Source organism: Micromonospora hortensis (genome assembly GCF_022230935.1).
GTDB classification, from domain to species: domain Bacteria; phylum Actinomycetota; class Actinomycetes; order Mycobacteriales; family Micromonosporaceae; genus Micromonospora; species Micromonospora hortensis.
The window spans coordinates 260885-287208 of sequence record NZ_JAKKFE010000070.1 but is presented as its reverse complement, the minus strand read 5'-3'; the positions used below and the strand labels follow the sequence as shown (position 1 = coordinate 287208).

At 70.9% G+C, this 26324-nt stretch carries 23 protein-coding genes and 1 tRNA gene; 8 read left to right on the top strand and 16 right to left on the bottom strand.

Annotated elements, in window-relative coordinates; translation table 11 throughout:
* Positions 1 to 35 precede the first annotated feature (35 nt).
* Genes pknB through NIE111_RS30575 form a run of 7 tightly spaced genes read right to left on the bottom strand, consistent with a single transcriptional unit; the run spans position 36 to position 9030 of the window.
* The gene (gene pknB / locus NIE111_RS30605) at positions 36 to 1853 is read right to left on the bottom strand and encodes a Stk1 family PASTA domain-containing Ser/Thr kinase (RefSeq protein WP_238687684.1); all 1818 of its coding nucleotides are present in this window, start codon (positions 1851 to 1853) and stop codon (positions 36 to 38) included.
* The gene (locus NIE111_RS30600) at positions 1850 to 3250 is read right to left on the bottom strand and encodes a serine/threonine-protein kinase (RefSeq protein ID WP_238687683.1); all 1401 of its coding nucleotides are present in this window, start codon (positions 3248 to 3250) and stop codon (positions 1850 to 1852) included. The genes pknB and NIE111_RS30600 overlap by 4 nt, the downstream gene beginning before the upstream one ends.
* Before the next feature lies 1 nt (position 3251).
* Positions 3252 to 4757, bottom strand: a complete 1506-nt coding sequence (locus tag NIE111_RS30595; protein WP_238687682.1) for a peptidoglycan D,D-transpeptidase FtsI family protein — start codon at positions 4755 to 4757, stop codon at positions 3252 to 3254.
* Positions 4754 to 6247 (bottom strand): FtsW/RodA/SpoVE family cell cycle protein, encoded by a 1494-nt coding sequence (locus tag NIE111_RS30590; protein WP_238687681.1) that lies wholly within the window; start codon positions 6245 to 6247, stop codon positions 4754 to 4756. The genes NIE111_RS30595 and NIE111_RS30590 overlap by 4 nt, the downstream gene beginning before the upstream one ends.
* Positions 6248 to 6277: 30 nt before the next feature.
* Positions 6278 to 7753, bottom strand: coding sequence for a PP2C family protein-serine/threonine phosphatase (locus NIE111_RS30585; protein ID WP_238687680.1), 1476 nt, complete (start codon positions 7751 to 7753; stop codon positions 6278 to 6280).
* Positions 7750 to 8235, bottom strand: coding sequence for an FHA domain-containing protein FhaB/FipA (locus tag NIE111_RS30580; protein WP_238687679.1), 486 nt, complete (start codon positions 8233 to 8235; stop codon positions 7750 to 7752). The genes NIE111_RS30585 and NIE111_RS30580 overlap by 4 nt, the downstream gene beginning before the upstream one ends.
* Before the next feature lie 6 nt (positions 8236 to 8241).
* Positions 8242 to 9030, bottom strand: a complete 789-nt coding sequence (locus NIE111_RS30575) for an FHA domain-containing protein (RefSeq protein WP_007454122.1) — start codon at positions 9028 to 9030, stop codon at positions 8242 to 8244.
* 206 nt (positions 9031 to 9236) lie between these two features.
* Here NIE111_RS30575 and NIE111_RS30570 point away from each other — a divergent pair.
* From NIE111_RS30570 to NIE111_RS30560, 3 genes are all read left to right on the top strand, one after another.
* Positions 9237 to 9322, top strand: a tRNA-Leu gene (locus NIE111_RS30570).
* 64 nt (positions 9323 to 9386) lie between these two features.
* Positions 9387 to 10502: an NAD-dependent epimerase/dehydratase family protein gene (locus NIE111_RS30565; RefSeq protein ID WP_238687678.1), complete on the top strand. Its 1116-nt coding sequence runs from the start codon at positions 9387 to 9389 to the stop codon at positions 10500 to 10502.
* The gene (locus NIE111_RS30560; RefSeq protein ID WP_238687677.1) at positions 10499 to 11305 is read left to right on the top strand and encodes a WecB/TagA/CpsF family glycosyltransferase; all 807 of its coding nucleotides are present in this window, start codon (positions 10499 to 10501) and stop codon (positions 11303 to 11305) included. Before NIE111_RS30565 ends, NIE111_RS30560 begins: the two co-directional genes overlap by 4 nt.
* Positions 11306 to 11371: 66 nt before the next feature.
* On the opposite strand, the gene NIE111_RS30555 is transcribed toward NIE111_RS30560, so the two are convergent.
* Entirely contained in the window at positions 11372 to 12928 is a 1557-nt protein-coding gene (locus NIE111_RS30555) for a S8 family peptidase (protein ID WP_238687676.1), read from the bottom strand.
* 216 nt (positions 12929 to 13144) lie between these two features.
* Between NIE111_RS30555 and NIE111_RS30550 the strand changes: the two genes are divergently transcribed.
* The gene (locus NIE111_RS30550) at positions 13145 to 13744 is read left to right on the top strand and encodes a hypothetical protein (protein WP_238687675.1); all 600 of its coding nucleotides are present in this window, start codon (positions 13145 to 13147) and stop codon (positions 13742 to 13744) included.
* Here the strand turns inward: NIE111_RS30550 and NIE111_RS30545 are convergent.
* The 3 genes from NIE111_RS30545 to NIE111_RS30535 all read right to left on the bottom strand — a co-directional run bounded on the left by NIE111_RS30545 (position 13712) and on the right by NIE111_RS30535 (position 15396).
* Positions 13712 to 14110 (bottom strand): hypothetical protein, encoded by a 399-nt coding sequence (locus NIE111_RS30545; protein WP_238658498.1) that lies wholly within the window; start codon positions 14108 to 14110, stop codon positions 13712 to 13714. The two genes, NIE111_RS30550 and NIE111_RS30545, sit on opposite strands and share 33 nt — an antisense overlap.
* 213 nt (positions 14111 to 14323) lie before the next feature.
* The gene (locus NIE111_RS30540) at positions 14324 to 14545 is read right to left on the bottom strand and encodes a DUF397 domain-containing protein (protein ID WP_091396369.1); all 222 of its coding nucleotides are present in this window, start codon (positions 14543 to 14545) and stop codon (positions 14324 to 14326) included.
* Complete coding sequence (locus NIE111_RS30535; RefSeq protein WP_091396372.1) at positions 14515 to 15396, bottom strand: helix-turn-helix domain-containing protein; 882 nt, start codon at positions 15394 to 15396, stop codon at positions 14515 to 14517. Before NIE111_RS30535 ends, NIE111_RS30540 begins: the two co-directional genes overlap by 31 nt.
* Before the next feature lie 624 nt (positions 15397 to 16020).
* On the opposite strand from NIE111_RS30535, the gene NIE111_RS30530 reads away from it, so the two are divergent.
* On the top strand, positions 16021 to 16305 hold the full coding sequence (locus NIE111_RS30530; RefSeq protein ID WP_091396374.1) for a hypothetical protein: 285 nt from the start codon (positions 16021 to 16023) through the stop codon (positions 16303 to 16305).
* Between the two features lie 103 nt (positions 16306 to 16408).
* Positions 16409 to 16864 (top strand): hypothetical protein, encoded by a 456-nt coding sequence (locus NIE111_RS30525; protein ID WP_443677126.1) that lies wholly within the window; start codon positions 16409 to 16411, stop codon positions 16862 to 16864.
* A 7-nt stretch (positions 16865 to 16871) separates the two neighbouring features.
* Here NIE111_RS30525 and NIE111_RS30520 read toward each other — a convergent pair whose 3' ends face one another.
* Positions 16872 to 17723, bottom strand: coding sequence for a PASTA domain-containing protein (locus NIE111_RS30520; RefSeq protein ID WP_238687673.1), 852 nt, complete (start codon positions 17721 to 17723; stop codon positions 16872 to 16874).
* Positions 17724 to 17884: 161 nt separating this feature from the next.
* Positions 17885 to 18565 (bottom strand): PASTA domain-containing protein, encoded by a 681-nt coding sequence (locus NIE111_RS30515; RefSeq protein ID WP_238687672.1) that lies wholly within the window; start codon positions 18563 to 18565, stop codon positions 17885 to 17887.
* A gap of 123 nt (positions 18566 to 18688) precedes the next feature.
* Between NIE111_RS30515 and NIE111_RS30510 the strand changes: the two genes are divergently transcribed.
* Positions 18689 to 20158, top strand: a complete 1470-nt coding sequence (locus NIE111_RS30510; RefSeq protein WP_238687671.1) for a hypothetical protein — start codon at positions 18689 to 18691, stop codon at positions 20156 to 20158.
* A 174-nt stretch (positions 20159 to 20332) separates the two neighbouring features.
* Here NIE111_RS30510 and NIE111_RS30505 read toward each other — a convergent pair whose 3' ends face one another.
* Positions 20333 to 21811 carry a glutamate-cysteine ligase family protein gene (locus NIE111_RS30505; RefSeq protein WP_238687670.1) on the bottom strand — a complete coding sequence of 493 codons (1479 nt, stop codon included), beginning with the start codon at positions 21809 to 21811 and terminating at the stop codon, positions 20333 to 20335.
* A gap of 311 nt (positions 21812 to 22122) precedes the next feature.
* Entirely contained in the window at positions 22123 to 22704 is a 582-nt protein-coding gene (locus tag NIE111_RS30500) for a YceI family protein (protein WP_238687669.1), read from the bottom strand.
* A gap of 99 nt (positions 22705 to 22803) precedes the next feature.
* Between NIE111_RS30500 and NIE111_RS30495 the strand changes: the two genes are divergently transcribed.
* On the top strand, positions 22804 to 23322 hold the full coding sequence (locus NIE111_RS30495; RefSeq protein ID WP_238687668.1) for a MarR family winged helix-turn-helix transcriptional regulator: 519 nt from the start codon (positions 22804 to 22806) through the stop codon (positions 23320 to 23322).
* A gap of 230 nt (positions 23323 to 23552) precedes the next feature.
* Here the strand turns inward: NIE111_RS30495 and NIE111_RS30490 are convergent, their stop codons facing one another.
* On the bottom strand, positions 23553 to 26207 hold the full coding sequence (locus NIE111_RS30490) for an ATP-binding protein (RefSeq protein ID WP_238687667.1): 2655 nt from the start codon (positions 26205 to 26207) through the stop codon (positions 23553 to 23555).
* Between the last annotated feature and the right edge of the window lie 117 nt (positions 26208 to 26324).

Sequence of the window (26324 nt, the reverse complement as noted above, 5' to 3'; positions counted from 1 at the left end):
ACTCAGCCTCGGTCACGTCGATGCCCGCAGGTGGCCTAGTCCTGGGGCCGGCTCGGCGGGGGTGGGAACGGCAGACCGATGCCTCCCCCGTTACCGGGAGTGGTCGGCGTGCCCGTCGGCGTGCCCGTCGGCGTCACGGAGGGCGTCGGGTCGGTCTCCGGCTCGGGCTGACTCACCTTGATGATCACCCTCGTGCCGGTGGGCTTCTTCTCCTTGCCGTTCGGGCTCTGGTCGGTGACCGTCCCCGCCTGGTCGGCGGGCACCTCCGGCCCCTTCTGCACGTCGACAGTGAAGCCGTCGTTCCGGAGGACGCGGGTGGCCTCCTCCTGGCCCAACCCGACGACGTCCGGCACCTCGCGGATGTTGCCCTTCGAGACCGTGAGCTTCACCTGCGTACCTTCGGGAACGCTCTCACCCTCGGGCGGGTCGACGCTGAGGACCTCGTCCTGGCTCGCCTCGTCGTTGACCGTCTTGACGTCGAACTTGAGCTTCGCCTCGGTGAGCCGGGCGATGGCGCTCTCCCGCTTGCTGCCCTTGAGCCCGGCGGGAACACGCACCTCGGGCTTACCGCCACAGATCTGAATGGTGACAGTGCCGTTCTGCTTCACCGAGGTGGTCGGCAGCGGGTTCTGCTTGACGACAGTGCCCTCGGTGCAGTCACTTGCCAGCACCGGGTCACCCACCTGTGCGGACAGACCGGCTTTCTGGATCTCGGCGATCGCCACGTCCCGGGCCTTGCCGGTGAGGGTGGGCACCGACTTCAGGTCGTTGTCCTTCTGCATGTTCCAGAGCAGGGCGGCGACCAGGGCGATCACCGCCAGCACGCCGACCGCGCTGAACGTCGCGATCAGCCAGGAGGACGCCTTGCGCTGACGGGGGTCACCCACCCGGGCCGGGATCTGCCCGGTCTGCGGCCCACGGCCGGAAGCCGGATAGCCGCCCCCACCGCCGGCCGGGGCCATCGCCACCGTCTCCGCCTCGCGCAGCACCGGGGTGGCCAGCACGGGCCGGCCGGCGGCGGCGCGGAGCAGGTCGGCCCGCATCTCGCCAGCGCTCTGGTAGCGGTTCAGCGGGTTCTTCGACAGCGCCTTGAGCACGATCGCGTCGACGGCCGGGGTGACGTCCGGGTTGATGTCGCTCGGCGTCGGCGGCGTCTCCCGTACGTGCTGGTAGGCGACGCTGACCGGGCTGTCCCCGACGAACGGCGGGTGCCCGCAGACCAGTTCGAAGAGCACGCAGCCGGCCGCGTACACGTCGGAGCGCGCGTCGACGGCCTCACCGCGTGCCTGCTCCGGTGAAAGATACTGGGCAGTGCCGATGACCGCGCTGGTCTGGGTCATGGTGGTCGCACCGCTGGCCAACGCCCGAGCGATGCCGAAGTCCATCACCTTGACCTGGCCGGTCTGGGTGAGCATCACGTTGCCGGGCTTGATGTCCCGGTGGATGATGCCGTGCCGGTGGCTGAACTCCAGGGCGGCGCACATGTCGGCGCAGATCTCCAGCGCACGGCGCGGCTGGAGCCGCCCCTCGGCGCCGAGGACCTCCTTCAAGGTCCGTCCGTTGACGAACTCCATGACGATGAACGGCAGCGTCTCACCGGTCGGCGCGGTCTCCTCGCCGGTGTCGTAGACCGCCACAATGGCCGGATGGTTGAGCGAGGCGGCGTTCTGCGCCTCCCGACGGAACCGCATCTGGAACGTCGCGTCCCGGGCGAGGTCGGTGCGGAGCATCTTGATCGCGACGTCCCGACCGAGCCGGAGGTCGCGACCACGGTGCACCTCGGCCATGCCGCCATAGCCGAGCAGTTCGCCGACCTGGTACCTGCCACCGAGCAGGCGGGCCTGCGCTGTCATCGCGTCTGTCGTCCTTCGCTCGTCGTCGTCCCGCCGTTGCCCGGCTGGAGTCGTACCTCTCGACGGTACGACGTCCGGGTCGGATCGTCGCGCCGGTCGAGTCGTAGCGCGCCGGACGCCACGGTGCGCGGCGCCAGCCCGGCCGATACACCGGCCTGCGACTGCTTCCGTAGGTTGTAGGAAATCACGCCGGAGCAGAGCAGGACCAGCACGGCCAGCAGGATGGCGAGAAGCACCATTCCCGGCCGGGACCGCTGGGGCTGGGGCGACGGCGTCGCCGGGCCGGCCTGCCGGACGTACGCCGGCGGGTGTTCCTGCCGGGGCGGCCCGGACGGCACCGCTGCCGCACCGCGCGGGTAGCCGTTCGGTGCGCCCTGCGGCCGGACGGCCGGCGCGACGGCGGTGGGGCGTGGCTGTTGGGCGGGTGCGACAGCGGTCGGCCTGGCTCCGGCCACCGGTGGACGGGCAGCCGGTGGACGCATCTGGTGCGCCTGCGGCACCTGGGCCCGGCCGGGCGCCGCGGGTGAGGCGGGCGCCGCGGACACCGGCCCGGAGTTGGCGCCGGCCCGAGCCTGCTGGGAGAGCGTGGCCTTGAGCTGACGGGCGACTCCGGCGAGTGCGGCGGCGCTCGGCCAGCGGGCGGCCGGGTCCTTTGCCAACGCCCGTTCGACAAGTGCTCGCACCTGCGGAGGGATGTCGGCCGGCAGGGGCCGGGGCGTCTCCCGGACGTGTCGCATCGCGATGTCGAGGGGGTTGTCGCCCTCGAACGGCCGCCGACCGGCCAGGCACTGGTAGGCGACCACGCCAAGGGCGTACACGTCGGACGCCGGGGTGGCGACGCCGCCGGTGGCCTGCTCCGGCGAGATGTACGAGGCGGTGCCGAGCACCGAACCGGCGGCGGTGAGCTGGCCGACCAGGTCGGAGCGGGCGATGCCGAAGTCGGTCAGGACCAGCGTGCCGTTCGGTCGGACCAGCAGGTTGCCCGGCTTCACATCGCGGTGCACGATGCCCTTCTCGTGCGCGGCGTGCAGCGCGTCGGCGGCCTGCGCGACGAGGGCCATCGTCCGGGCCGGGGTGAGCCGGCCGACCCGGCTCAACGTGGACGACAGGGCGTCACCCTCGACGTACTCCATGACCAGGAAGGCGATCTGCTGGTCGTTGCCGAAGTCGTAGACGTCCACCACGCCGGGATGATTGATGGTGGCCATGGTGCGGGCCTCGCCGCGGAACCGCTCACCGAAGTCCGGGTCGTCGAGCAGGGCGGGCAGCAGGCTCTTCACCGCGACCGTCCGGCCGAGCACCTGGTCGGTGCCGCGCCAGACGTCGCCCATGCCACCGCTGGCGATCCGCTCGTCGAGACGGTAGCGGTTGCCGAGCTGCACGCCGGGGCTGAGCATGTCAGCGACCCCCTGGGTCGGCGATGGCGGCCCGCATGATCTGACCGGCGATCCGAGCCGCCTCGGCGCTGCCACCGGGGCCGGCCTGCTCCAGCATCACGCAGACCGCGGAGACCGGGTTACCGTTCTTGTCCAGGGCGAAGCCGATGAACCAGCCGTGGTCGGGCCGGTCCGGGGCGGACTGGGCGGTGCCGGTCTTGCCGCCGACCGTGTAGCCGCTGATCGCGGCATTCTTGCCGGTGCCGTTCCGGACCACGCTGACCATCATCTCGCGCAGGTCGGTCGCGACCTGAGGGTTGACCGGCTGGCGCAGCTCCCGTGCCTTCGCCGTGTAGTAGTTGGTGGTCCGGTCCGGAGCGAGCCATTGCCGGACCAGGTACGGTCGCATCTGGCTGCCGTTGTGGGCGATCGCGCCAGCGATCATGGCGCCTTCCAGCGGCGTCATCCGGACGTTGTTCTGGCCGATCGAGGACTGGGCCAGTGCGGCCTGATCGGTGCTGCCGTCCGGGTTCTGGATGTCCCCGGTCCGGCTTGCCGCCGTGGGTAGACCGCCCTCGCCCAAGTGGCCGACGGTCAGGTCTTCCTGCTCGAAGCCGAACTGCCGGGCCTTCTCCTTGAGGGTCTCGGCGCCGAGTCGCACGCCGAGCTGGGCGAAGCCGGTGTTGCACGACTCGGTTACCGCCTCCAGCAGGCTGACCTTCGGCTCCGGGCAGATCGAGGCGGCGGCGTTGCGGATCGGGGTGCCCGAAGTGGGCGGGGTCCAGCTGGAACCGGCCGGGATCTGGGTGGACTTGGTGACGCCGTTCTCCAGCGCCGCCGCTGCCACCACGATCTTGAAGGTGGAGCCCGGCGGCAGCGTCTCAGCCAGCGCGCGGTTCTTCAGCGGTTCGGCCGGGTCCTTCTCCAGCTTGTTGTACGCCGCGGTTGCCTCGTTGGTGTCGTGGCTGGCCAGCGGGTTCGGGTCGAAGCTCGGCATGGAGACCAGCGCCTGGATGGCACCGGTACGCGGGTCGATGGCGATCGCCGCGCCCCGTTTCGCACCCACCTCGTTGTTGCGCAGCTGGTCGTACGCCACGTCCTGGGCCCGCTTGGAGAGCGTGAGGAGCACGTTGCCGCCGCCGGTGTCGTCGCCGGTGAACATGTCCTTCAACCGGTCGCCGATCAGCTGGTCGCTGGTGCCGGCCAGGAAGTCGTTCTCCACCTGCTCGATGCCCTGGTCGGCCAGGTTGACCGGCTTGTAGCCGAGCACGTGGGCGTACTTGGGGCCACCCGGGTAGGAACGCTGGAACTTCAGCTTGCCGGTGGTCTCCTTGCTGGTGGCCAGGGCGGTGCCGCCGGCCTCGATGTTGCCGCGCTTGCGCTTGTAGTCGGCGACCTGGACCCGACCGTTGTAGTCGCTGGTGCGGTATTCGTCGGCCTTCTGGAACTGAATCCAGTTGAGGTTCGCGAAGAGCAGGCCGAACAGGACCATGACGACGACGCCGACACGGCGGAGCGGTGCGTTCACGGCTTGATCACCTCCGTGGGAGCACCGTGCAGCTGCTCGGGTGAGCCACCGCCGGGTCGGACCGCCTTGCCCCCGCTGCCCCCGGTCACCGGTCGGCGGGCGCCGTCGGAGACTCGCAGCAGCACCGCGATGAGCAGCCAGTTGGCCATCAACGACGACCCGCCGGCGGACAGGAACGGGGTGGTCTGACCGGTCAGCGGGATGAGCTTGCTGATCCCGCCGACGATCACGAAGACCTGGAGGCCGAGGGTGAACGCCAGACCGCCGGCGAGCAGCTTGCCGAACGAGTCCCGTACCGCGAGCGCGGCACGCAGCCCGCGCTCCACGATCAGCAGGTAGACGACCAACAGCGCGGACAGGCCGAAGAGACCGATCTCCTCACCGATGCCGGCGAAGATGAAGTCGTTCTGCACCTCGGGCAGGATGTCCGGCTGACCGCCGCCCGGCCCCGCGCCGAAGAGCCCGCCAGTGCCCAGGGCGAGCAGGCCCTGCACGAGTTGGTAGCCCTTGTCGGTCGGGTCGGCGAACGGGTCGAGCCAGATCTCCGCCCGCACGTAGAAGTTGGCGAACGGCCCGCCGACAGTCGAGCCGAGGACATAGGCGAGGTACGCGCCGCCGAAGAAGAGGACCAGGCCGATCAGCAGCCAACTGACCCGTTCGGTGGCGATGTAGAGCGTCACCACGAACATGCCGAAGTAGAGCAGCGAGGTGCCCAGGTCCTTCTCGAAGACCAGCACCAGGACGCTGATCAGCCAGACGCCGACCACCGGCCCGAGGTCACGGCCACGCGGAAAGTCGATGCCGAGGAAGCGCCGGCTGGCCAGCGACAGCACCTCACGCTTGCGCACCAGGTAGTAGGCGAAGAAGACCAGCAGCGCCAGCTTGGCGAACTCACCCGGCTGGATCGAGAAGCTGCCGACCCGAACCCACAGCTTCGCGCCGTTGATCTCGGAGATGCTCGGCGGCAGCACCGCCGGGATCATCACCAGCACGATGCCGGCCAACCCCAGGGTGTACGCGTACCGCGAGATCGACCGGTGGTCGCGCATGATCGCGAGCAGGCCGGCGGCGAGGATCACCGCACTGAGCGTCCAGGCCAGCTGCCGCCCGCCCTGCCCCGCGAAGACGGCCAGGCTCTCCCGCTCGGCCACCGGGGCGTCGCCCAGGTCGATCCGGCGCAGGAAGCCCACCCCGAGCCCGTTGAGCAGGGCCACCGCCGGCAGCAGCGCCGGGTCGGCGAACGGGGCCAGGAACCGGATGACCAGGTGCAGGCCGAGGAAGACCGCGCCGAGCGCGGCGGCCGGCATCCAGAAGTCCGAGGTGACAGTGTCCAGCAGGTTCGCCTCGACGGTCGCCCCGTACGCGGCCACCAGCACCATCGCGAGCAACAGCAGGTACAGCTCGGCGTTGCGGCGCGACCGCGCCAGGCGTACGCCGGATTGCTCGCCCGCGGTGGCGGGCGAGGGTGCCGGTGTGGCCGCTACGGTCACGGGTGGAGTCCTCAGGATCTCAGCCGACGCTCACTCAGGAGACCGGCAGCCGGCCGTGTCGAGCGCCGGTGTGGCCGAGTCGGAGGGCGTGACGTCGGGTGTGGTGGTCGCGCCGGCCCCACCGAGAGCGGTGGTGGCACCGACGGTCGGGCTTGCGCTGACAACCCCGTTGGGGGTCGGCGACGCGTTGGCGCTCGGGCTGCCGTTCGGGGTCGGCGTCGAACCGACCGGGGTCGGCGTCGGAGTCGGCGTGGTGACCCCGGCGGCGGTCGGGTCGAGCGGGCAGAGCGGCTTCAGGTTGGGGTTGCTCGGCGTGTCGCTGGTCAACTCGGCGAGTTGACGCTCGGCGTCCGGCTCACTCTTGGCCCGGATACCGACCTTGACGGTGTCCTGTGCGGCGACGGTGAGGTCGTCCAGGCGGGTGCCGCTGCGACGGTGCACGCTGGACAGGTCCATCCCGGCGATCTGACCCTGGACACCGCGGAAGACGGCAACCTGGCCCTCTTCGGTGGCTCCCACGTAGTACTGCCGCTGGGTGTAGGTCCAACCACCGAACGCCGCACCACCGACGATCACCAGCAGGGCCAGCGCCATGGCGGCGGTCCGGACCGGGCGTCGCTTCGGCCGGTCGGCGTCGTCGTCGGAGGCCGCCGGCTCCTCGGGCGCGGCCGGGCGCGGCGCGGAGAGCGCCGAGGCTCGGGCGGCCGGAGTCGAGTCGTCGGCGGAGGTCGCCATGCCGCGGTCCCGGGCGGCGGCGCCGCCCACGATCGGGGTCGCCTCGACGATGTCCTGGTCCGTGGCGTCGGCGATGATCACCGTGATGTTGTCCGGCCCACCGCCGCGCAGCGCGAGCTGCACCAGCCGCTCGACGCACTGCTGCGGGTCGGTGTACTCGCGCAGGGTCTCGCCGATGGTTTCGGCGCTGACCACACCTGAGAGGCCGTCGCTGCAGATCAGGTACCGGTCGCCGGGCATGACCTGGCGGACCGAGTATTCCGGGTCGATGTCCCGACCGTCGAGGGCGCGGGTGAGCAGCGACCGCTGCGGGTGACTGCTCGCCTCCTCGGCGCTGATGCGGCCTTCGTCGACCAGCATCTGGACGTAGGTGTCGTCCTTGGTGATCTGCGCGAACTCGCCATTGCGCAGCAGGTAGGCCCGCGAGTCGCCAATGTGGACCATCCCCAGCTTACTGCCGGTGAAGAGGGTCGCCGTCAGCGTGGTGCCCATCCCCTCCAGCTGTGGGTTGGCGTCCACCGTGTCGCGGAGTTGTTGGTTGGCGGTGCCCACGGCCGAACGCAACGCATCGACGAGAGCGTCCCCCGGGACGTCCTCGTCGAGCGGCGCCATGGCACCGATGACGATGTTGCTGGCGACGTCACCGGCGGCCATACCGCCCATGCCGTCGGCAACGGCGAGTAACCGCGGCCCGGCGTAGACGGAGTCTTGATTGCCGTCTCGGATCAGACCGCGGTCGCTGTGGGCCGCATAGCGCAGGGTCAGAGTCATGGCCGTAATTCGAGGGAAGTGCGGCCGATCCGGATCGGCACGCCGAGGGGGACGGGGGTTGGTCCGGAGACCTTAGCGCGATCGAGGTACGTGCCGTTAGTCGAGCCGAGGTCCTCGACGTACCACTGCCCCTCACGCGGCATGAGCCGGGCGTGTCGCGCTGAGGCGTAGTCGTCGGTGATGACCAGGGTGGAGTCCTCAGCGCGACCAATGGTGATCTGTGCTTCACCGAGAGTGATTTTGGTGCCGGCCAGCTGACCGGCCGTCACCACCAACTGGTGCGCCGCTCTGCCCCGTTTCACCTTCGCCGGCTTCGCCGCCTGCCCCGTCGAGGCGCCTACCGCGCGTGGCGCGGCCACCAGACGACCGGACCGGGCGCCCGCGAAGAGGTCCCGGCGGATCACGCCGACCACCGTGAACACGAAGATCCACAGCAGGATCAGGAACCCGAACCGGGCAACGGTGATGACCAGTTCCGGCAAGGCGGGTCAGCCGTCCACGCGGAAGGTCAGCGTCGTCGTCCCGAGCTGGACCATGTCACCGGGGTTGAGCGCGACGGCGGAGACCCGCTGCCCGTTCACCATGGTGCCGTTGGTCGAACCCAGGTCGGTCAACACGACCTGGCCCCCGTCGAAATCCAGCCGGGCGTGTCGCCGGGAGATGCCGACGTCGGGCAGACGCAGGTTTGCCTGGTCGCCGCGACCGATCACCGTCGACCCCATCTGGAGGGGGTAGGTGCGACCGTCGCCGGAGACCAGCCGCACGTTGCGACCGCCACCGTGCCCGGGCGGCGGACCGTAGCCACCGCCCTGGTCGTACGCGGGGTAGGCGGGCGGGCCGGCGTCGTAGCCGGGCGCCGACACCGGGGCGACCTCACCGCCGGTGTAGACCTCGGCCGTGACACGGAACATGCCCGTGTCCAGACCCTCGCCTCGCTCGATCTCGACGATCACGTCGCCGTAGACCGTCCACGCCTGCTCGCCGATGAACTCCGCCTGCGACTGGGCCAACTCCTGGGCCAGCGCGGCGGCGTACGGCGCCAGCCGACTGTGGTCGAACGGCGAGAGATCGATCACGTAGCGGTTGGGCACCAACGTGCGCCCACCGGCCAGGATCGCCTTGTGCGCCTCGGCCTCCCGCTGCATGGCGTTGAGGATCTCCACGGGGTGGACCACCCCTTTGAAGACCTTGGCGAAGGCCCCTTCGACCAGGCCTTCCAGACGCTTCTCGAAGCGTTGCAGCACGCTCACCGGCTCCTCCTCGGGTCCCGAGGACATGATGGTATCCGGCCGGCGCGCGCGCAGCTCACACGCCGCTCGGCCGGCTGCTCTCGACCCGTTCGGAAGGGCCGGGATTGTCGTGCTAATCTTTCGTCCGCCACGAACGGTAATCGTTCGTGGCGAGCGCCGGGGACAGCGTAGTATTCCCGAGGCCCGTTGGAGACAGCGGGGCCGGGCGGCTAGAGTGTTCCGGGTTGTGCCACGGGGATGTGGCGGAATGGCAGACGCGCACGGTTCAGGTCCGTGTGCCCGAAAGGGCGTGGGGGTTCAACTCCCCCCATCCCCACCAACGACGAGGGCTCCGCTTCATGCGGGGCCCTTCCGTCATATCGGGGCGTGCTGGACGTCACGCTATGCTCCGATGGATTCTGCCTCCGATGGACCAGGAGTGGCGTGTGAGTGTCGCGTTGGTGACAGGGTCGGGTGGTCTGATCGGCTCCGAGGCGGTCCGGCATTTCGCCGGCCTCGGTCTGGATGTTGTCGGCATCGACAACGACATGCGCCGGTACTTCTTCGGCGAGGACGGCTCCACCTCGTGGAGCCTTGAACGGCTCGGCCGTGACCTGGGCAACGCGTACACCCACTTCGCGGTGGACATCCGGGACCGGGACGGCCTGGAGCAGGTGTTCAAGAAGTACGGCTCGGACATCGCCGTGGTGATCCACAGCGCTGCCCAGCCGAGCCATGACTGGGCAGCCAAGGAGCCGTACACGGACTTCGACGTGAACGCCGGCGGCACGCTCAACATCCTGGAGAACACGCGCCGGCACGCGATCGACGCACCGTTCATCCACTGCTCGACGAACAAGGTGTACGGCGACCGGCCCAACAGCCTGCCGCTCATCGAGCTGGAGACCCGGTACGAGCTGCCCGAGGACCACCGCTGGTACCAGGGCATCACCGAAGAGATGTCGATCGACCACTCGCTGCATTCGGTCTTCGGCGCCTCCAAGGTCGCCGCGGACGTGATGGTCCAGGAGTACGGGCGCTACTTCGACATGAAGACCGCCTGCTTCCGGGGCGGCACGCTGACCGGCCCGGCGCACTCGGCGGCCGAGCTGCACGGGTTCCTGGCCTATCTGATGCGCTGCGTCATGGAGGGCCGGACCTACAACCTCTTCGGCTACAAGGGCAAGATGGTGCGGGACGCGATCCACTCGCACGACGTGCTGACCGCGTTCGAGGCGTTCTTCCGGGCCCCGCGATCCGCTGAGGTCTACAACCTCGGTGGCGGCCGGCACTCCAACACCTCGCACATCGAGGCATTCCGGATCGCTGAGGAGATCACCGGCCGCGAGGCGCAGATCAACTACGTCGAGCAGAACCGCACCGGCGACCACCAGTGGTACGTCAGCAGCATGGCCCGGTTCGAGGCGCAGTATCCGGACTGGAAGATCACGTACGACGTGCCGATGATCCTGCGGGAAATCTACGAGGCCAACGTGGACAAGTGGGTGGCCCAGCCGTGAGTGTCCGGACGAAGCGCAACGTGCTCGGCGTCCTGGTCGACGCCACCGACTACGCCACGGCGACCGACGCGGTGGTGACCGCGGCACACGAGCGGCGTCCCCTCGCGCTGACCGCGTTGGCAGTGCACGGTGTGATGACCGGGGTGCTCGACCCGGCCCACAACGCGCGGCTCAACTCCTTCGACGTGGTCACGCCGGACGGGCAGCCGGTGCGCTGGGCGCTCAACCTGCTGCACCACGCCGGCCTCAGCGACCGGGTGTACGGGCCGACCCTGACCCTGCACGTGCTGTCGCGCTTCGCCGACGAGGGGCTACCGGTATACCTGTACGGCTCGACCGAGGAGACTCTCGCCCGGTTGATCCCGGCCCTGGAGCGGATGTTCCCGGCGTTGAAGATCGCCGGGGTGGAGCCGTCCAAGTTCCGTGCCGTCCAGCCCGGTGAGGACGCCGAGATCGCCGACCGGATCCGGTCCAGTGGGGCCCGGTTGGTGCTGGTCGGGCTCGGCTGCCCGCGCCAGGAGGTCTTCGCGTACGCCATGCGGCCGCTGCTCGACATGCCGCTGATGGCGGTCGGCGCGGCCTTCGACTACCACGCCGGGCTGCTGCGCCAGCCCCCGCCGTGGATGCAGCGGGCCGGTCTTGAGTGGTTCTGGCGCCTCGGTCTGGAGCCGAAGCGGCTCTGGCGCCGCTACGTCATCCTCAACCCGGTCTACCTGAGCCGGCTCGCCGCGCAGAAGATCGGCCTGTGGAAGGCCCGCCCGCCGGCCCCGGCCACCGAGCGGCCGGCCACCTTCTCGGTCTGAGCCCGATCCGTACGACGCGAGGCCCCACCCGGCGTGCCGGGTGGGGCCTCGGTCGTCAGAGACCGGTCAGACCGTCAGGGTCCAGGTGTTGATGTAGCCGGTGTCGGCCGAGTAGGTGTCCCGCACCTGGAGTCGCCAGATGCCGTCGGCGGCCTCACCGGACACGTTAACCGAGTACGTGGCGTTCACGTTGTCGGCGCTGTCCGAGGTGCTGCTGTTCTTCAGCCGGTACGAGCTGCCGTCCGGGGCGAGCAGGTCGATGACCAGGTCACCGCGGTAGGTGTGCACGATGTTCACCGCCACCGTGGAGGTCGAGGAGGCGTTGCGACCGCAGCCGGAGATGGTGATCGAGCTGGTCACCGCCGAGCCGGCGTCCGGGATCGACACGTCGGTGCCGTTGGTGCCGGTGCAGCCGGTGGGCGGCGGCGGGGTGCTGCCGGTACCCACGTAGAGCAGCAGGTTCGGTGAGCCCGAGCCGGGGTTGCTCACCACGTTGGGCGTGGCGTTGGCCACCAGTTGGTTGCGGACCTGAGCTGGGGTCCAGCTCGGGTTGGCGCTGGCCACCAGGGCCGCCGCTCCGACCACGTGCGGGGTGGCCATCGAGGTGCCACTGATCGTGTTGGTGGCGGTGTTGCTGTTGTACCAGGCCGAGGTGATCGACGAGCCGGGCGCGAAGATGTCCAGGCAGGTGCCGATGTTGGAGAACGACGACCGGGCGTCCGAGCTGGTCGTCGAGCCCACCGTGATGGCTTCCGTGGTACGCGCCGGCGAGGTGTTGCAGGCGTTCGCGCCGTTGTCGTTGCCGGCCGCCAGGCCGTACGTGACGCCCGAGGCGATCGAGTTGCGGACGGCGTTGTCCAGCGAGCTGTTCGCGCCGCCGCCGAGGCTCATGTTCGCCACCGCCGGCTTGATCGCGTTCGCGGTGACCCAGTCGACGCCGCCGATCACGCCGGCATTCGTGCCACTGCCGGAGCAGTTCAGCACCCGTACGCCGACGAGCTGGACGCCCTTGGCCACCCCGTACGCGGACCCGCCGACGGTGCCGGCCACGTGCGTGCCGTGCCCGTTGCAGTCGTCGGCCGACCCACCGTCCACCGCGTCGTAGCCGGACGTGGCCCGGCCGCCGAAGTCGTTGTGGGAGAACCGGATGCCGGTGTCGATGATGTAGGCGTGCACGTTGCTCGCCGTGTTCGGGTAGGTGTAGGAGCTGTCCAACGGCCGGTTGCGCTGGTCGATCCGGTCGAGGCCCCAGGAGGGCGGGTTGGCCTGCGTGCCGGAAATCGAGACGGTGTGGTTCTGCTCGACGTACGCCACCGCCGGGTCGGCCGCGATCCGCGCCGCCGCGCTCGCGTTCACGGTGGCCTCGAAGCCGCGCAGCGCCGCTCCGTAGGTGCGGGCCACAGTGCCGCCGTGGCGGCCGGAGAGCCGCTTCGCGGTGTCGCCGACCCGGTCCCGGGCCACGGCGCTGTCCTTGAGTACGACGATGTAGCTGTCCGGCACGGCGGTGGCTCCGCCGGCGGCCCGAACCACACCCACGGGTTCGGCGGCCAGGGCTGGGGTACCGACGGCCAGCACTGTCGCCGCGGCCACCCCGATCAGTACGGACCTTCGTGGAAGACCCATTTCCTACCTCCCTCTGACCGGCAGTGGAACGTGACCACCGGTCCCAACATCAATCGACACTCGCCGATCTAGCTGAGGGTAAGTCAGTCGTCGGGCAGTTGAACATGTCGAAACGGCCATACCTTCGAGTGATGACCCCCTACGGGCCCGGCGTCCGGGGCGAACGGGGGACGCGCCCGGATTCGCCTCGCCGGAATTCGGGAAAGACTCTCGAACATGGAGAGTCAGCTCACCATCCTGCTTCCGGTCGCCGCCGTCTGGCTGGCCGCCGGCGTCGTTGCCGACGGCCTCCCCGGGCTGCGCAACACCCGCATGCTGCGTCGGCGTACCGGATGGTTGCTGGCGCTGACCCTCACCGGCGTGGCGCTCACCGCGGCCGTGCTCGGCGGCGGGCTGCTCAGCGCCGGCACCGCGCCGGTCGACCGGGCCGCCGCCGGGCTCACAGTGGCCGCCGGCCCGGCGCTGGTGGCGACGGTCTGCTCGGTACGACGGATCCGCCGGCTCTGGGCAGGTGCGGGCGCGTTCGCCAGTGCCCCCGCCACCCCCGCGCCGCACGGGCTGCGCGCCGCCGCGGCCCACCCGCTCGTCGGGCTGCCACCACAGGTCACCGCCCTGGCCACGCTGCCGGCGTTGATCGCCGCCGCCGGTGCCGACCTCGGCGCCGACCCCGGCGTCACCGGGCCGGCGATCACGGTGGGGGCACTAGCGGTGATCGCCATCGGGGTCCGGCACGCGCTACGCCACAACCGCCTCGCGGAGCGGGCCCAGCCCGCCGTCGCAGGGTCAACGCGGGCGGCTGGCGCTCTGCACGTATAGCAGTTCCAGGATCGACCTGGTGGCCTCGAACCAGCGGTCCAGCCAGTCCTGCGAGGGCACTGTGCCCTTCGGCGGCAACTCCATCAGCAGACCACGCAGCAACGGGTGGTCCGCCAGGGACTCGGGCGGCTCCATCGGCCAGCCCGCCGGCGGGAACGACGGCTCGATCAGCGGGTTCGGGTCCAGTGAGGGCAGCGAGAGCGGAGGATCCGTCGTCTCGGAAGCACCCTCCCGCCCGCTCAACTCCTGGTCGGTCGAGACCACCTCGGTCAGAACCGTGTCCCGACGAGCACCGCGGTACTTGCCACCGAACCGCTCCGGCTTTGCCGGACCGGTGGTGAGGTTGTCTGAACCGATCGTCGTCATCCGTCTCGCCTACTCGCTCGGTTGCGGGTCGGTGCGGCGGGTCGTCGACCAGCGCCGTACCGATCGGTTCAACGAGACGGGGACGCTCTGGCGACGGGAATCCCGACGGAACCTCTCCGACCCCCGCCGCGACGCGACAGGCAGCCGCGCCCACCGCGGACACGGCAAAGTCCCCGTCCGGCGAACCGGACGGGGACTCCATTGACCAGTCGGTCAGACCGCGCCGAACACACCACCCCGGGTGCCGGCAACGAAGGAGTGCCAGTCACCCGGTGCGAAGACCAGGGCGGGGCCCGCCTTGTCCTTCGAGTCCCGCACTCCGACCGCCCCCGTCACGTACGCCACCTCCACGCAGTTGTCACAGTTCGGCCCGCTCTTCGAGCTCTTGAACCATGCTGCCTGCGTCAGGTCCACGGGGAACCCTTTGGTCGCCATTTCCACAACGGCTCCTCTGCCAGTTTTGCGATGTGTGCGACGGACTCCTCCGGACGTATGGCCGCAGCGCGGATGTGATCGAAGATGAAGCTGTACTTCTGTAGTTCGTCGCTCTTCTCGAGGAAAAGCCCACCCGTGGCGTTCTCCGCGTACACAACATCCGGATCACCGGGCTCAGGGAAGCTGAGGATCGTGAACGTGCCGTCCATGCCGGCATGCGCACCCACCTCGAAGGGCAGGATCTGCAGCGTCACGTTCGGCAACTCGGCCACCTCGACCAACCGCTTGAGTTGACCGCGCATCACCTCGTCCCCGCCCACCGGCCGACTTACCACCGCCTCATCGAGCACCACCCACAGATCGACCGGATCGTCCTGGGTCAATAACGACTGACGGCCCAAACGGACACGCACTCTTTGATGCACCTGATCGGCGGTGAAGTCCGGCCGAGCCGCACGGATCATGGCCCCGGCGTACTCCTCGGTCTCCAGAAGACCCGGAACGACCTGCTGTTCGTACGCCCGGATCGAACTGGCCGCCGCCTCCAGCCCGACGTATGCGCCGACGAGCACCGTGCTGTAGGGGTGCCACCAGCCCTTCTGGCGGGCCTCCCGGGCGATCTGCACGAGCTCGTCGCTCTCGGCGCCGACGACGCCGTAGATCCGCAGCATGTCCCGCACGTCGCGCGGGGTGGCCGTGGTGTGCCCGGTCTCGATCCGGGAGACCTTCGACGCCGAGCACTCCAACTGTTCGGCGACCACCTCGATGGTGATCCCGGCGGACTCCCGCTGGCGGCGCAGCTCGGCCCCGAGCCGCCGCCGTCTGATGGTGGGACTGCGCCGCTCACTCATCGCGCAACCCGTGAGTCACTGGTCCCCGCCGCTGGCTGCTCGACCCCACTCGGGCTACCTCCGGTAACGCGCCACTGGTGACACCCGCCGGGGGCGCGACCGTCGACCGGCGAGCGTTCGCGACGAAGGGGTGATGCCGGTCCTCGGCCGGCCGCGACGGGCGAAACCGGTCCCCAGTCTGCCGCCCGGACGCGGATGGCTTCAATAGGCCTTTCGCGCGACACGCTCACGTATCGGCAAAAGTCGACGTGCAACTTGCATGAAGCACGTCCCTGATGCACTCTGTCCGTATGGCACGGATCACTCAGCGTCTCCGTCCGGTCCCTCCGAGTGGTGAACCCACCGCTTCGGGGAAGCCGGGCACGGCGCGGGCCCGGCCGACGACAACGCGACCTGCTCCGGGGTAAGGACCCCGCCGCTGCAAGCCGGCAAGCTGCGGCGGCGGGCGCGGTTCCCGGAAGCAACCGGGTGGTGGTCGGGTGGCGGCACGTCACCAGCGGGGTACGGCCCGACCACCGCCATCCGCACCACCGGTTCACGAGGCACGACCCCGTCACCGGCCGAGACGTCCCCCGTTCAGGCACCGCCGGCGCAACCGCCGGCCGATCCTCCCCAGGAGCCCATGTGCTTCCCCGCACCGGTGACGTACTGCACGTGACACGCGCGGCGAGTGTCCAGTTCCTCAGGCCGATCAAGTTCCGGGTGATCCGGGTGCTCGACTGGCCGACCTATGACGGCTGGCTCTGGCTCGACGGCTACGAGTTGAACGCCGCGGGCGACGCTGTCACCCGACGGTCGATCTTCGTCCAGCGGGAAGGGCTGCAGCAACTGCAGGCCGCCCCCGAACCCCGTCCGCACACAGTGCGGGCCCGCCGCCCGGTCGCGCGTACCCCGCTCCGGGTGGGCTGACCGACCCGAACCGCCGCCGGTGGGCGTGCCGTCGCCATAGAATCGGTACGCCCACCCCGGCACCGTTCCACCGCTCGTCCAGGACCCTGACCCTGGGATGGTCATGGTCAATCAGCCCGCCCTGCGGCGGCACCACCGCTCCCGTATCGCCTATGCCTTCGGACTCCTCGCCCTCCTCGGGGCGATGGCGACACTCCTGGTCCTCGTCCGCGACCCGGCGATGTCGTCCACCCGGCTGACCGCACCGGTGCCCGCACCGGAGATCACCGTGCTCGACTCCGACCCGCCGACGGGCGACGGTCAGTCGATCTACGAGGAACCTGGCTGGATCGACACCGGCACCCCTGCCGACCACGCTGGTGGTGCCGACCCGACCGGGCCGGTGTCCGGCCTTGGCGCCGGCGGCCAGTCCGACGGCCCCCAGGAACTCACCGAAGCCGCTCCGGCCGGGCACAGCGCAACTGACATCCGCCGCTCCCTCTTCTGGTCCGGCATCTTCGGCCTCGCCATCTCGCTGGCCGGCATCGGTCTCGTCGGCACCCGCCGCCGGATGTGGTGACCAGCGGTCACGGTGTGTTCGTCACCGTGGGGCTCGGCGTGGTCGGGCTCGACCCACTCGGCGGCACGGCCTGCGAGATGATCAACAACACCTCGTCGTCGGTCGACACCGACGTGCCCGCCTCCGGCTCGGTGCCCACCACCGTCCCCGGTGGCAGCTCCGACGGGCGGTACACCACCCGGTAGGCCAGGCCGAGCCGAGCCAACAGCCCCTCGGCGGTGGCCTGTGGCAGGCCGGCGAGCGGTGGCACGGGCAGCTCATCCGGCGCATCAGTGGTCGGCGAACTGCTCGGCGACTCGCTGGTGGGCGCCGCCGACGTGGGGGCTGCGCTGGTCGGCGGGGTACTAGGGGCACTGGTCGGCGGAGGGGACGGGGTGGGCCCCGGATCGTTGCGGTCGTCGTCCTGCTGGGCGAGCACCACCCAGAGCGCGCCCCCGAGCAGGCCGGCGAGCAACAGCGCCAGCACGCCCCAGAGGATCGGCGACCACCACCGCCGACCACCCTGCTCCTCGACGTACCACTCACCGCCGGCGTCATCCGGTCGAGGCGAGCGCACCTCGGCCCGACCGGACCAGGCTGGCGGTATCGGCGCCGTCCGGTCGGCCGGCGGACCCGGCCGGGTGCCGGCGGACCGGTCGATCGGCATGGTCTGGTCGGGCGACAGGTCGGGACGAGCCGGGACAGGCCGGTCTATCGGTGCCGTCTCGTCCGGGCCGGTGGCCGCTGGCGTCGGTTGCGTCGGCTCCGGTCGCTCGGCGGCGGGCCCGGTCGGGGCCGGCCGATCAGCGGTGGAGGGCAGGGGGCGGGTCCGGTCGTCGTCGTGCTCGCCGGCGGGAGGCTCCTGGCGGTCGTCGCTCATCGCACGTCCTTTCCCGAACCCGGACGGGCGTCATGGCCCTCGACCGCCAACCTAGTCGCCCACACCCCCATCGGTGGGGACCAGCGTGCCGAGCCGCGCCGGCCGTCGGCGGGACAGGACGGCGGGTAGGCACCGGCAGGCTCGAACCCGCCGGCCTGACCTCACTGCGTGGGTTTCGCGGTCGGCTGGTTGTCCGAGCCGCACCAGATGCTGACCTGGTCGTTCCACCGGGCCGGGCCGTCCTCGGCGGGCTCCTGCCGGCTGACCTTCCCGGTACGTCCGCTGAGGTAGCGCGGGTAGAGGCCCTCGTCGACCAACTCGTCGGCGGCGTCGGCGCAACTCTTGCCAACCACGTCCGGCACCTCGGCGGCCGGCGCCGGCCCGGCGACCTGCAGTTGCACCGTCGTCCCCCGGGCGACAGCGGTGCCCACGGCCGGTGTGGTGCTCTCGACCGTACGGCCGGCGCCGCCACCGAAGACCAGCCGCCAACCCAGCCGCTGCTTGCGCAGCGTATCCCTGGCCTGCTCGAAGTCGGTGCCGATCACCGGCGGCACGGTCAGGCCGGCCGCCTTGGTCGGGGTGGCGGAGGTCTGGACCGCCGACGGTGTCGGCCGGCCGCTGCTCGGTCGGGGTGCGGTGGCCCTGGTGGTCGACGCGCCAGCCGTGGTCGCAACGGCCAGCGGGTCACCAGAGGGTGCGTCGTCCTCGCCGGCCAGCAACCAGCCGCCGGTCGCACCCACGGCGGCGAGCAGCACCGCCGCCAACCCACCACCGAGCACGACGCTGGCCCGGCCCGCACCGCCACCGGCGGCATTCTGCTGGCCCGTGTTCGTGTCCGTCATAACGCCCACCGCCTCATCACCGGCGACCGTACCGCCCGCCGCCCAACCCGCCCGCACCGGCGGTCCACACCGGCGGGTCCTTGCGACTCGCCGCGCCGACGACGGGACGTTACGCTGCCCGGCATGGCCAGACAGGGCTGGGGAGTGTCGATCGCGACGGCGATCGGGGTCGCTGCCGGCGCGGGTGCCGCACAACTGGGCTTCGGCTACGGGCTCGGCGTCATCACCTGGACGCCCACCGATGCCGGTGCGACCGACACCGCCTGGGCGGACGGCCTCGCCTGGGCCACCTGGCTCGCCGCCAGCTCGACGGTCCTCGGCGCGGTCTGCGCGCAGCGGCTGCACCAACGGAACGCTCCGGCGAAGGCCGTGATCTTTCCGGAAACGCCGCCCGACGGAGCTGCCCGCCACGAGGGCCCGCAGCTCGACGATCGGAGGCCGGGGCACGAGAGCCCGGTCGACGGGCCTTCACCCGCCGTCGACACGGGCCGCCCGGAGGTGGCGGGCACGCCACCACCGGTGGCCGAGCCGCCGGTCCACGACCGAGGTGGCCTGCTGCGCCGGGTGACCCTGGCGCTTGGCGCCGGGCTGGGCGGGCTGGTCACTGTGCTGTTGATCGCGGTACCCGCGCGGGTCGCGACCGGCGCGGACACCGGCGCTCCGCAACGGACGGCCGCCGTACAGGCGACGCTGGGCATCCTGATCGGCGTCCTCGTCGCGATCTGGGCGCTTCGCTCCCGAGCAGCAGCGGTCAACGTCACAGCGACGGCCGCCTGGCTCTGGCTGCTCGCGGTGATCTCCGTGATCGACGGGGTACGCGTCGGACGAGGGCTGACCGGCGCGCAACTCGGCACCTGGCAGTTCGACCCGGACCACGCCCGGTACTGGATCGGGGGCCAGCTCTACTGGCCCGGTGCGCTGCTGGCGCTGGTGCCCGCGCTGCTGATCGGCGTACTGGCCACCCGGCGGTCCGCCCGCTCGGGCGGGCACCGCGTCGGTGCGGCGGCCTCTGGCGCGGCGGGCCCGGTGCTCGTCGCGCTCGCCTACCTGACCACCCTGCCGCACTGGTCGACGCTGGGCCCCGCGCAGCTGTCCACCCAGCTGATCGCCCCGTACGCGGTGATCGCCGGTATCGGCGGCTCGGTGCTGGCCGCCCGCCTCGGCGAGCGAAGCGAGCGAAACCGCCCGGCCGAACAGAGCCGCCCGGCCGAACAGAGCCGCCCGGCCGAACAGAGCCGCCCGGCCGAGGTGAGTGCGGCGCCCCGGGACACGGTGGCCGACCCGGCCCCGGTCGCCGAGACCGAGCCCGCGCCGCCGGTCTCCGGCTCGACCGCCACAACCTCAGCCTCGACGGCCGGCTCCACGGCCTCGACGGCCGGGACCTCAGCGCGGCGCAGAAGGGCCGACGCCCCACCGCAGACGCCCCGGACGGGCTCGCCGCCGTCCGACGCCAGCGCCGCACCGCAGGTTCCCGCTCCGCGTACGGACCCGGACCTCGCGGATCCGGCCGGTCGTCCCACCGAAGCAACAGCGGCAGAGGATCTGACCCCGACCAGCCGGCGCACCCGCGCAGCACGCCGCACCACCGACTAACCCCGACCCACCCTGGCCCCCCGGCCCATCTAGGCCCCTGACCCACCTGTTGATCATGAAGTTGTTGCCACCTCGCCCGGCGTGTCATGGCAATAACTTCATGGTCAACGCGTTCGGGGGTGGGGTGGGGCCCGGGGTGGGTGGGGTGGGTGGGGTCGGGTGGGGTGGGGTGGGCTAGGTGGTTGGCCAGGTGTGGACGGGTTCGTTGGTGCGCTGGAGTTCGGCGTAGCGCTGGACCATGTGGTGCAACGCGTCCGTCCGGTCCATGCCGTGGTGCCGTTCCGCCGCCCAGACCGCCTCGGTCTGCCAGACGGCACCGTTGCGGCCGGTACGGCAGCGCTGCTCGATGATGTCGAGCAGCCGGTCCCGCTGCGCCGGGGCGACACCGAACCCGTCCAGACCGGTGGCGGCGGTGGGCAGCAGTTGGTCGAGGACCAGCTTGGTGACCGGCACGTCGCCGAGCCCGGGCCAGTGCAGCACGGCGTCGAGGCCACGTCGGGCGGCGGCGTGGAAGTTCTCCTCGGCGGAGCTGAAGGTGAGTTGACTCCAGATCGGTCGGTCGGCCTCGGCCAGACCGCGTACCAGCCCGAAGTAGAAGGCCGCGTTGGCCAGCATGTCCACCACCGTCGGACCGGCCGGCAGCACCCGGTTCTCCACTCGCAGGTGAGGGCGGCCGTTCATGATGTCGTAGACCGGACGGTTCCACCGGTAGACGGTGCCGTTGTGCAACCGCAGCTCCCCGAGCTGTGGCACACCTCCGGCGTGCAGGACCTCCACCGGGTCCTCGTCCTCGCAGATCGGCAGCAGCGGCGGGAAGTACCTGACGTTCTCCTCGAACAAGTCGAAGATCGAGGTGATCCACCGTTCGCCGAACCAGACCCGCGGCCGTACTCCCTGGGCCTTCAGCTCGTCTGGACGGGTGTCGGTGGCCTGCTGGAACAGGGCGATCCGTGTTTCGGCCCACAGTTGGCGGCCGTACAGGAAGGGGCTGTTCGCCCCGACTGCCACCTGCACCCCGGCGATGGCCTGGGACGCGTTCCAGTAGTCGGCGAAGCTGTCCGGGGCGACCTGGAGGTGGAACTGGAGGCTCGTGCAGGCGGCCTCGGGGGCGATCGAGTCGGTGTGCGTGCGTAACTGCTCGACGCCGCGAATGTCCAGCTCGATGTCCTCGCCCCGGGCGCCGACGATCTGGTCGTTGAGCACCCGGTAACGCTCGTTGGTGGAGAGGTTGTCCTCGACCAGGTGCCCCTCGGTGAGGGTGGGCAGGATGCCGACCAGGACGATCTTCGCGTCGGACCTGGCGGCACGCTCGTCGGCCCGGGAGAGGCTGCCGCGCAGGTCGTGCTCGTAGTCAGCGAAGCCGGTGCCCTCGATCAGTCGGGGCTCGGCGTTGAGTTCAAGGTTGAACTGCCCCAACTCGGTCTGGAAGAGAGGGTCCGCGATGTCGGCGAGGATCTCCTCGTTGCGCATCGCCGGCTCGGCGGCCGAGTCGACCAGGTTGAGTTCGATCTCCAGGCCGGTCATCGGCCGGTCGGCGTCGAAGCCGAAGTCGTCCAGCATCAGGGCGAAGACGTCCAGGCACCGCCGCACCTTCTGCCGATATCGGACGCGATCATCCCGGGTGAAGGCGCCCTCTGAGACGTCCCTGCCCATGTGTCCTCCCGACGGCCGGCGCGGTCGGGATCATGCCGTCCCGGAAGCGCTTTGTGAAGCATCCACGGTAAGAGCGCCCACCTGACCGGGGCCAGAGGCCGACGGCGTTGATCCGACGGCGACCGGAGCGGACGCGCTCGTGGCGCCATCTGTACCCCGTCGTCGACTGGCTGGACCCGATTGCGGTGCGAACAACCCGTGACAATTACCACCAGTGGGAACGACGCAGGGCCCGCGCCGACGTGCGGCGCGGGCCCTGCGTTTCGGATCGCCGTGAGGGTTCCCCTGCCCTCCGGCGATCACTGGGGACATCAGGCCTGACGGACGGCCTCGCCCTCGATCTCGATCTTGATCTTGCGGCTGACCAGCACGCCCCCGGTCTCCAGGGCGACGTTCCAGGTCAGGCCGAACTCCTCGCGGTCGATCTCGGTGCTCGCGGAGAAGCCGAAGATGTCCTGGCCGAACGGGCTGCGGCCGACACCCTCGAACTCCACCTCCAGCTCGACCAGGCGGGTGACGTCCTTGATGGTCAGCTCACCGGTGAGCACGAACTCGCTGCCGCGACGGGACTTGACCCCGGTGCTGCGGAACTCGAGCGTCGGGAACTTCTCGGCGTCCAGGAACTCGGGGCTGCGCAGGTGGGCGTCCCGGTCGGTCTGGGTGGTGTCGACGCTGGCGGCCTGAATGGTGGCGACGACCGACGACTGCAGCGGGTCCTCGGCGACGGTGATGGTGGCGGTGGCCTCGTTGAACTCACCGCGAACCTTGCTCACCATCATGTGCCGGGCAACGAAGCCGACCCGCTTGTGCGCCACGTCGAGCGCGTAGGTGCCGGCCGCCGGGATGGTGAGGCTGTCCCAGTCGCGGGTAACCGCTTCGATGCTGCTGGTCATGGTGCTGTCCTCCAGGAGATTGTTTAATAGCCCAACGACTGCTTGAGCAACTATAACCGTTGCAACATTCCCCGTGTCAACCACTGGTATGATGAACGGGTGACCAACGTCTTCGACGATCCCCGGATCACCGCCGTCGGCCTGCTCTTCGAGGCACACGCCGGGCTGTCAGCCCGGTTCAACGCCCAACTCGAGGAGCACGGCCTCTCCGCGGTCGAGTTCGAGGTCATCACCCGACTGGCCCGCTCGCCGGGCAACCAACTACGCATGACCGACCTCGCCGCACAGACCTCCCTGTCCACCAGCGGAGTGACCCGGGTGGTCGACCGGATGGAGCGCGACGGGTTGCTCACCCGCCGGGCCTGCCCGAACGACCGACGCAGCTCGTACGCGGTGGTCACCGCCGCCGGGATACAACGCCTGAACGAGACGCTGCCCGGGCATCTGCAGATGATCGAGCAGTGGTTCACCGGGCAGCTCGACCCCGAGGCGCTGGCGGCCCTCCTCGACGGGTTACGGCGGGTCCGCGACGCCGCGCATCCGTGCGCCACCGCCGGCAGTGACGACGTCAGCCCGGAGCAGGTCGCCGCCACCGGCAACGCCACCCGACGGCACTGATCAGCACCGCCGTCGGGCGGCGGCAGCGGCAGAAAGACCGGCAGAAATGACCCAGCCAAGCTGGATGATTCGGTCCAAGCCGACTTTCTGCCACCGCATCGGTGGCAGGCTTTCCGCACCGGGGATCACCGGGGGGTGACGGCGCGGGCGATCAGCGAGGGGTAGCACCAAAGGGGGCTCTTCGCCCGCGCCACTCTCCCGTCGCGATCCCGCTCGTGGGAAGGCGCAGGCTACTGAGCCGGTCCACCTCGGCCGGCGAGCAGCGCGTAGAGCAGGCCCGACTCCTGCGGCAACAGCCGGATACCGCTCTCCACACAGACCCGGTCCAGTCGATCGAGCACCGCCGGGTCCGCAGTGCTCGCAGCCAGCCCAACCAGCGCTTCCACCGCATCGCGGCGTTCCTGCCCCGCATGGTCGGCGGCGGCCGCGAACCACTCGGCAGCCAACTCCCGGTCTCCCCGGTGCAGCGCCAGGTTCCCCTCGATCAGCGCACAGAGCCCGACCTCCGACCCACCCCGGGCCAGCGCCGCGTCGTCCCCGCGCGGTCGCGGCACGGCCGGTCGCGCCGGGACGGCCTCCACGCCCCCGGCCCGCAACTCGGTCAGCACCTCGGTCGCCTCCGCGGCCCGCCCGCCCTGGGCGAGCGCCAGCCCGACGGTCCCGAGAACCCGACGGCGACGCCCGGGATCACCCAGCTCGGACAGGGCGGCGATCGCCCGCCGACCACGATCGATGGCGTCCGCGTACCAGCCTTCCAGTCGGGCGACCTCGGCTCGGTTGGCCCAGCCCAACACCCGCAGTCGCTGCTCCCCACTCTCGGCGGCGAGTCGGTCCACGGCGGCGAGCCGGCGGCGGGCCGCAGCCAGATCGCCCGCGCGGATCTCGTGCCAGGCGAGGCTGTTCTGGGCCACCGCCAGGTCCCGGGTCCGCCCGTTGCGGGCGGCCAACCGCAGTAGCGCCTCGGCCTGCTCGCGAGCCTCGTCCTGCCATCCCACGGAGATCAGCAGGGTGCCGAGCACGTTTCGCGCCTCCAACTCCCCGGTGACGTCGCCGGCCTGTTGAAAGGTGTCCAACGCCGCACGGGCCGTCGACAACTCCTCGGCACCCGCGCCGTGCTCCGCCGCCAGCCGGGCGACCCCGAGGGCGGCCCAGCCACGCAGAAGAGGGTCGGCGTCGGCGGTTCGCGGGTCCGCCAGCAGCCGCCGCAACCACTGCCGCCCGACGACGTCGCGTCCGCGGAAACGCCACCAGCGGGTCAGGCAGGCCGCCAGCCGCAGCGCGGTCAACGGGTCGTCGGTAGTCGCGTGGGCCAACGACGAGCTGATGTCGCTGCTCATCTCGTCCAGCCGGTGCACCGCGTCGGGTAACCGTGGGCCGATCAGGTCGCTGGCGGTACGGGCCACCAGGCGCGCGATGACCTCGGCGTGTCGACGCCGGATACAGGTCAGCTCACCCGCACCGGCCGCCTGCTCGACGGCGTAGTCACGGACCGCGTCGAGCAGCCGGAACCGGAACGATCCGGTTCCGCGTACGCTCAGCAGCCCCAACTCGACGAAGCGGTCCAACAGGGGAACCGGATCGATCGCCACGGTGCCGTCCCGATCGGCCTCGTCGGCGAGCATCTCCTCGGCCAACTCGACCGACCACCGGTTACCGAAGACGGCCAACTGCCGCAGCGCGGCCTGCTCGTCCGCCGCCAACAGGCGGTAGCTGAACGCCACCGCGTCCCGCAGGGTGACGGCGACCGAGACCGCAGCACGGGTGTCGGGTCCGCTCGTCCGACTGCCGGGAGCCTCCGGTGCGTCCCAGGCCGGGTGGGCGGACGCCTCGGCCGGAGTGGCCAGGTCGAGCACCCGGTCGCCGTACCGTTCGAGCAGTTCGGTGAGGTCGAGGAGACGGCCCCGGGCCGCCATCAGCTCGATGGCCAACGGCAGCCCGCCCAACCGGCGCACCAACGCGGCGAGCGCGGGCAGCTCAGCGGGGGTGGGTGGCTCGCGGCGGACCTGGGCGAGGCGGGCGGTGAACAACGCGACCGCCGGCCACGATTCGAGTCCGGAGTGCTCGGCCTCCGGTGGTGGCACGTCGAGCGGCGCGACCGGCCAGACCCGCTCGCCGGGCAACCCGACCGGGTGTCGCCCGGTGACCAGCACCCGCAGCGAGGGCAGTGCGCCGAGCAACCGGTGCACTGTCGCGGCCACCGGGCCCGGGGCGCGCTCCACCGCGTCCATTACCAGCAGCGTCGGCCGCCCGGCGAGCAGCGCCACGAGTTCGGGCAGGCGCGCCACGCCGAGCACGGACATCGAGGCGGCGAGCACGTCCGGACCGTCCGCGCCCTCGCCCACCAGGACCCCGGCAACACCGGCCGGGTGGGCGGCGGCCACCAGGTGCGCCACCGACGTCGCCAGGGCGGTCTTGCCGACGCCGGCCAACCCGACGAGGCTCACCAACCGGGGCCCTCGCTCCACGGTCAGCATTCCGGCCAACTCGGTGAGGTCGCGCTCCCGACCGATCAACGCGACCGGCGGCGGGAGCGCGACCGACGGGTCGGCGGGTGCGGCCGCCGACGTGGCGCTGCCGCCGAGCGCGAACGTCGTCGAGGCAGCGTCCGGCGAGGCCGGTTCGGCACCGGCGCCGCGGGCCGCGGTCAGGAACGCCGCCCGACTGGTGCCGGTCAGCGCCAGCGCCCCGGCGAGCAGCTCGACAGTGGTGCGTTGTGGACGGATCGACCGGCCACGCTCCAGGTCACGCACCGTACGCACACCCACCCCGGCCCGGGACGCCAGCTCGGCCTGGGTCAGGCCGGCGGCGCGTCGATGCCCGCGGAGCAGCTCCGGCAGAGTGGTACGTCCGACCGGGCTCCGCGACCAGTCATGATCCGGAGTCATGGGCACGAAGAGTACGGATGGACTCCGACCGTCGGCAGTCGAACGTCGGGCTACTGACGCCCGCTCGCCGAAACCCGACAGCCGTACGGACAGTCCGTCCGGGACGACCGGCCGATC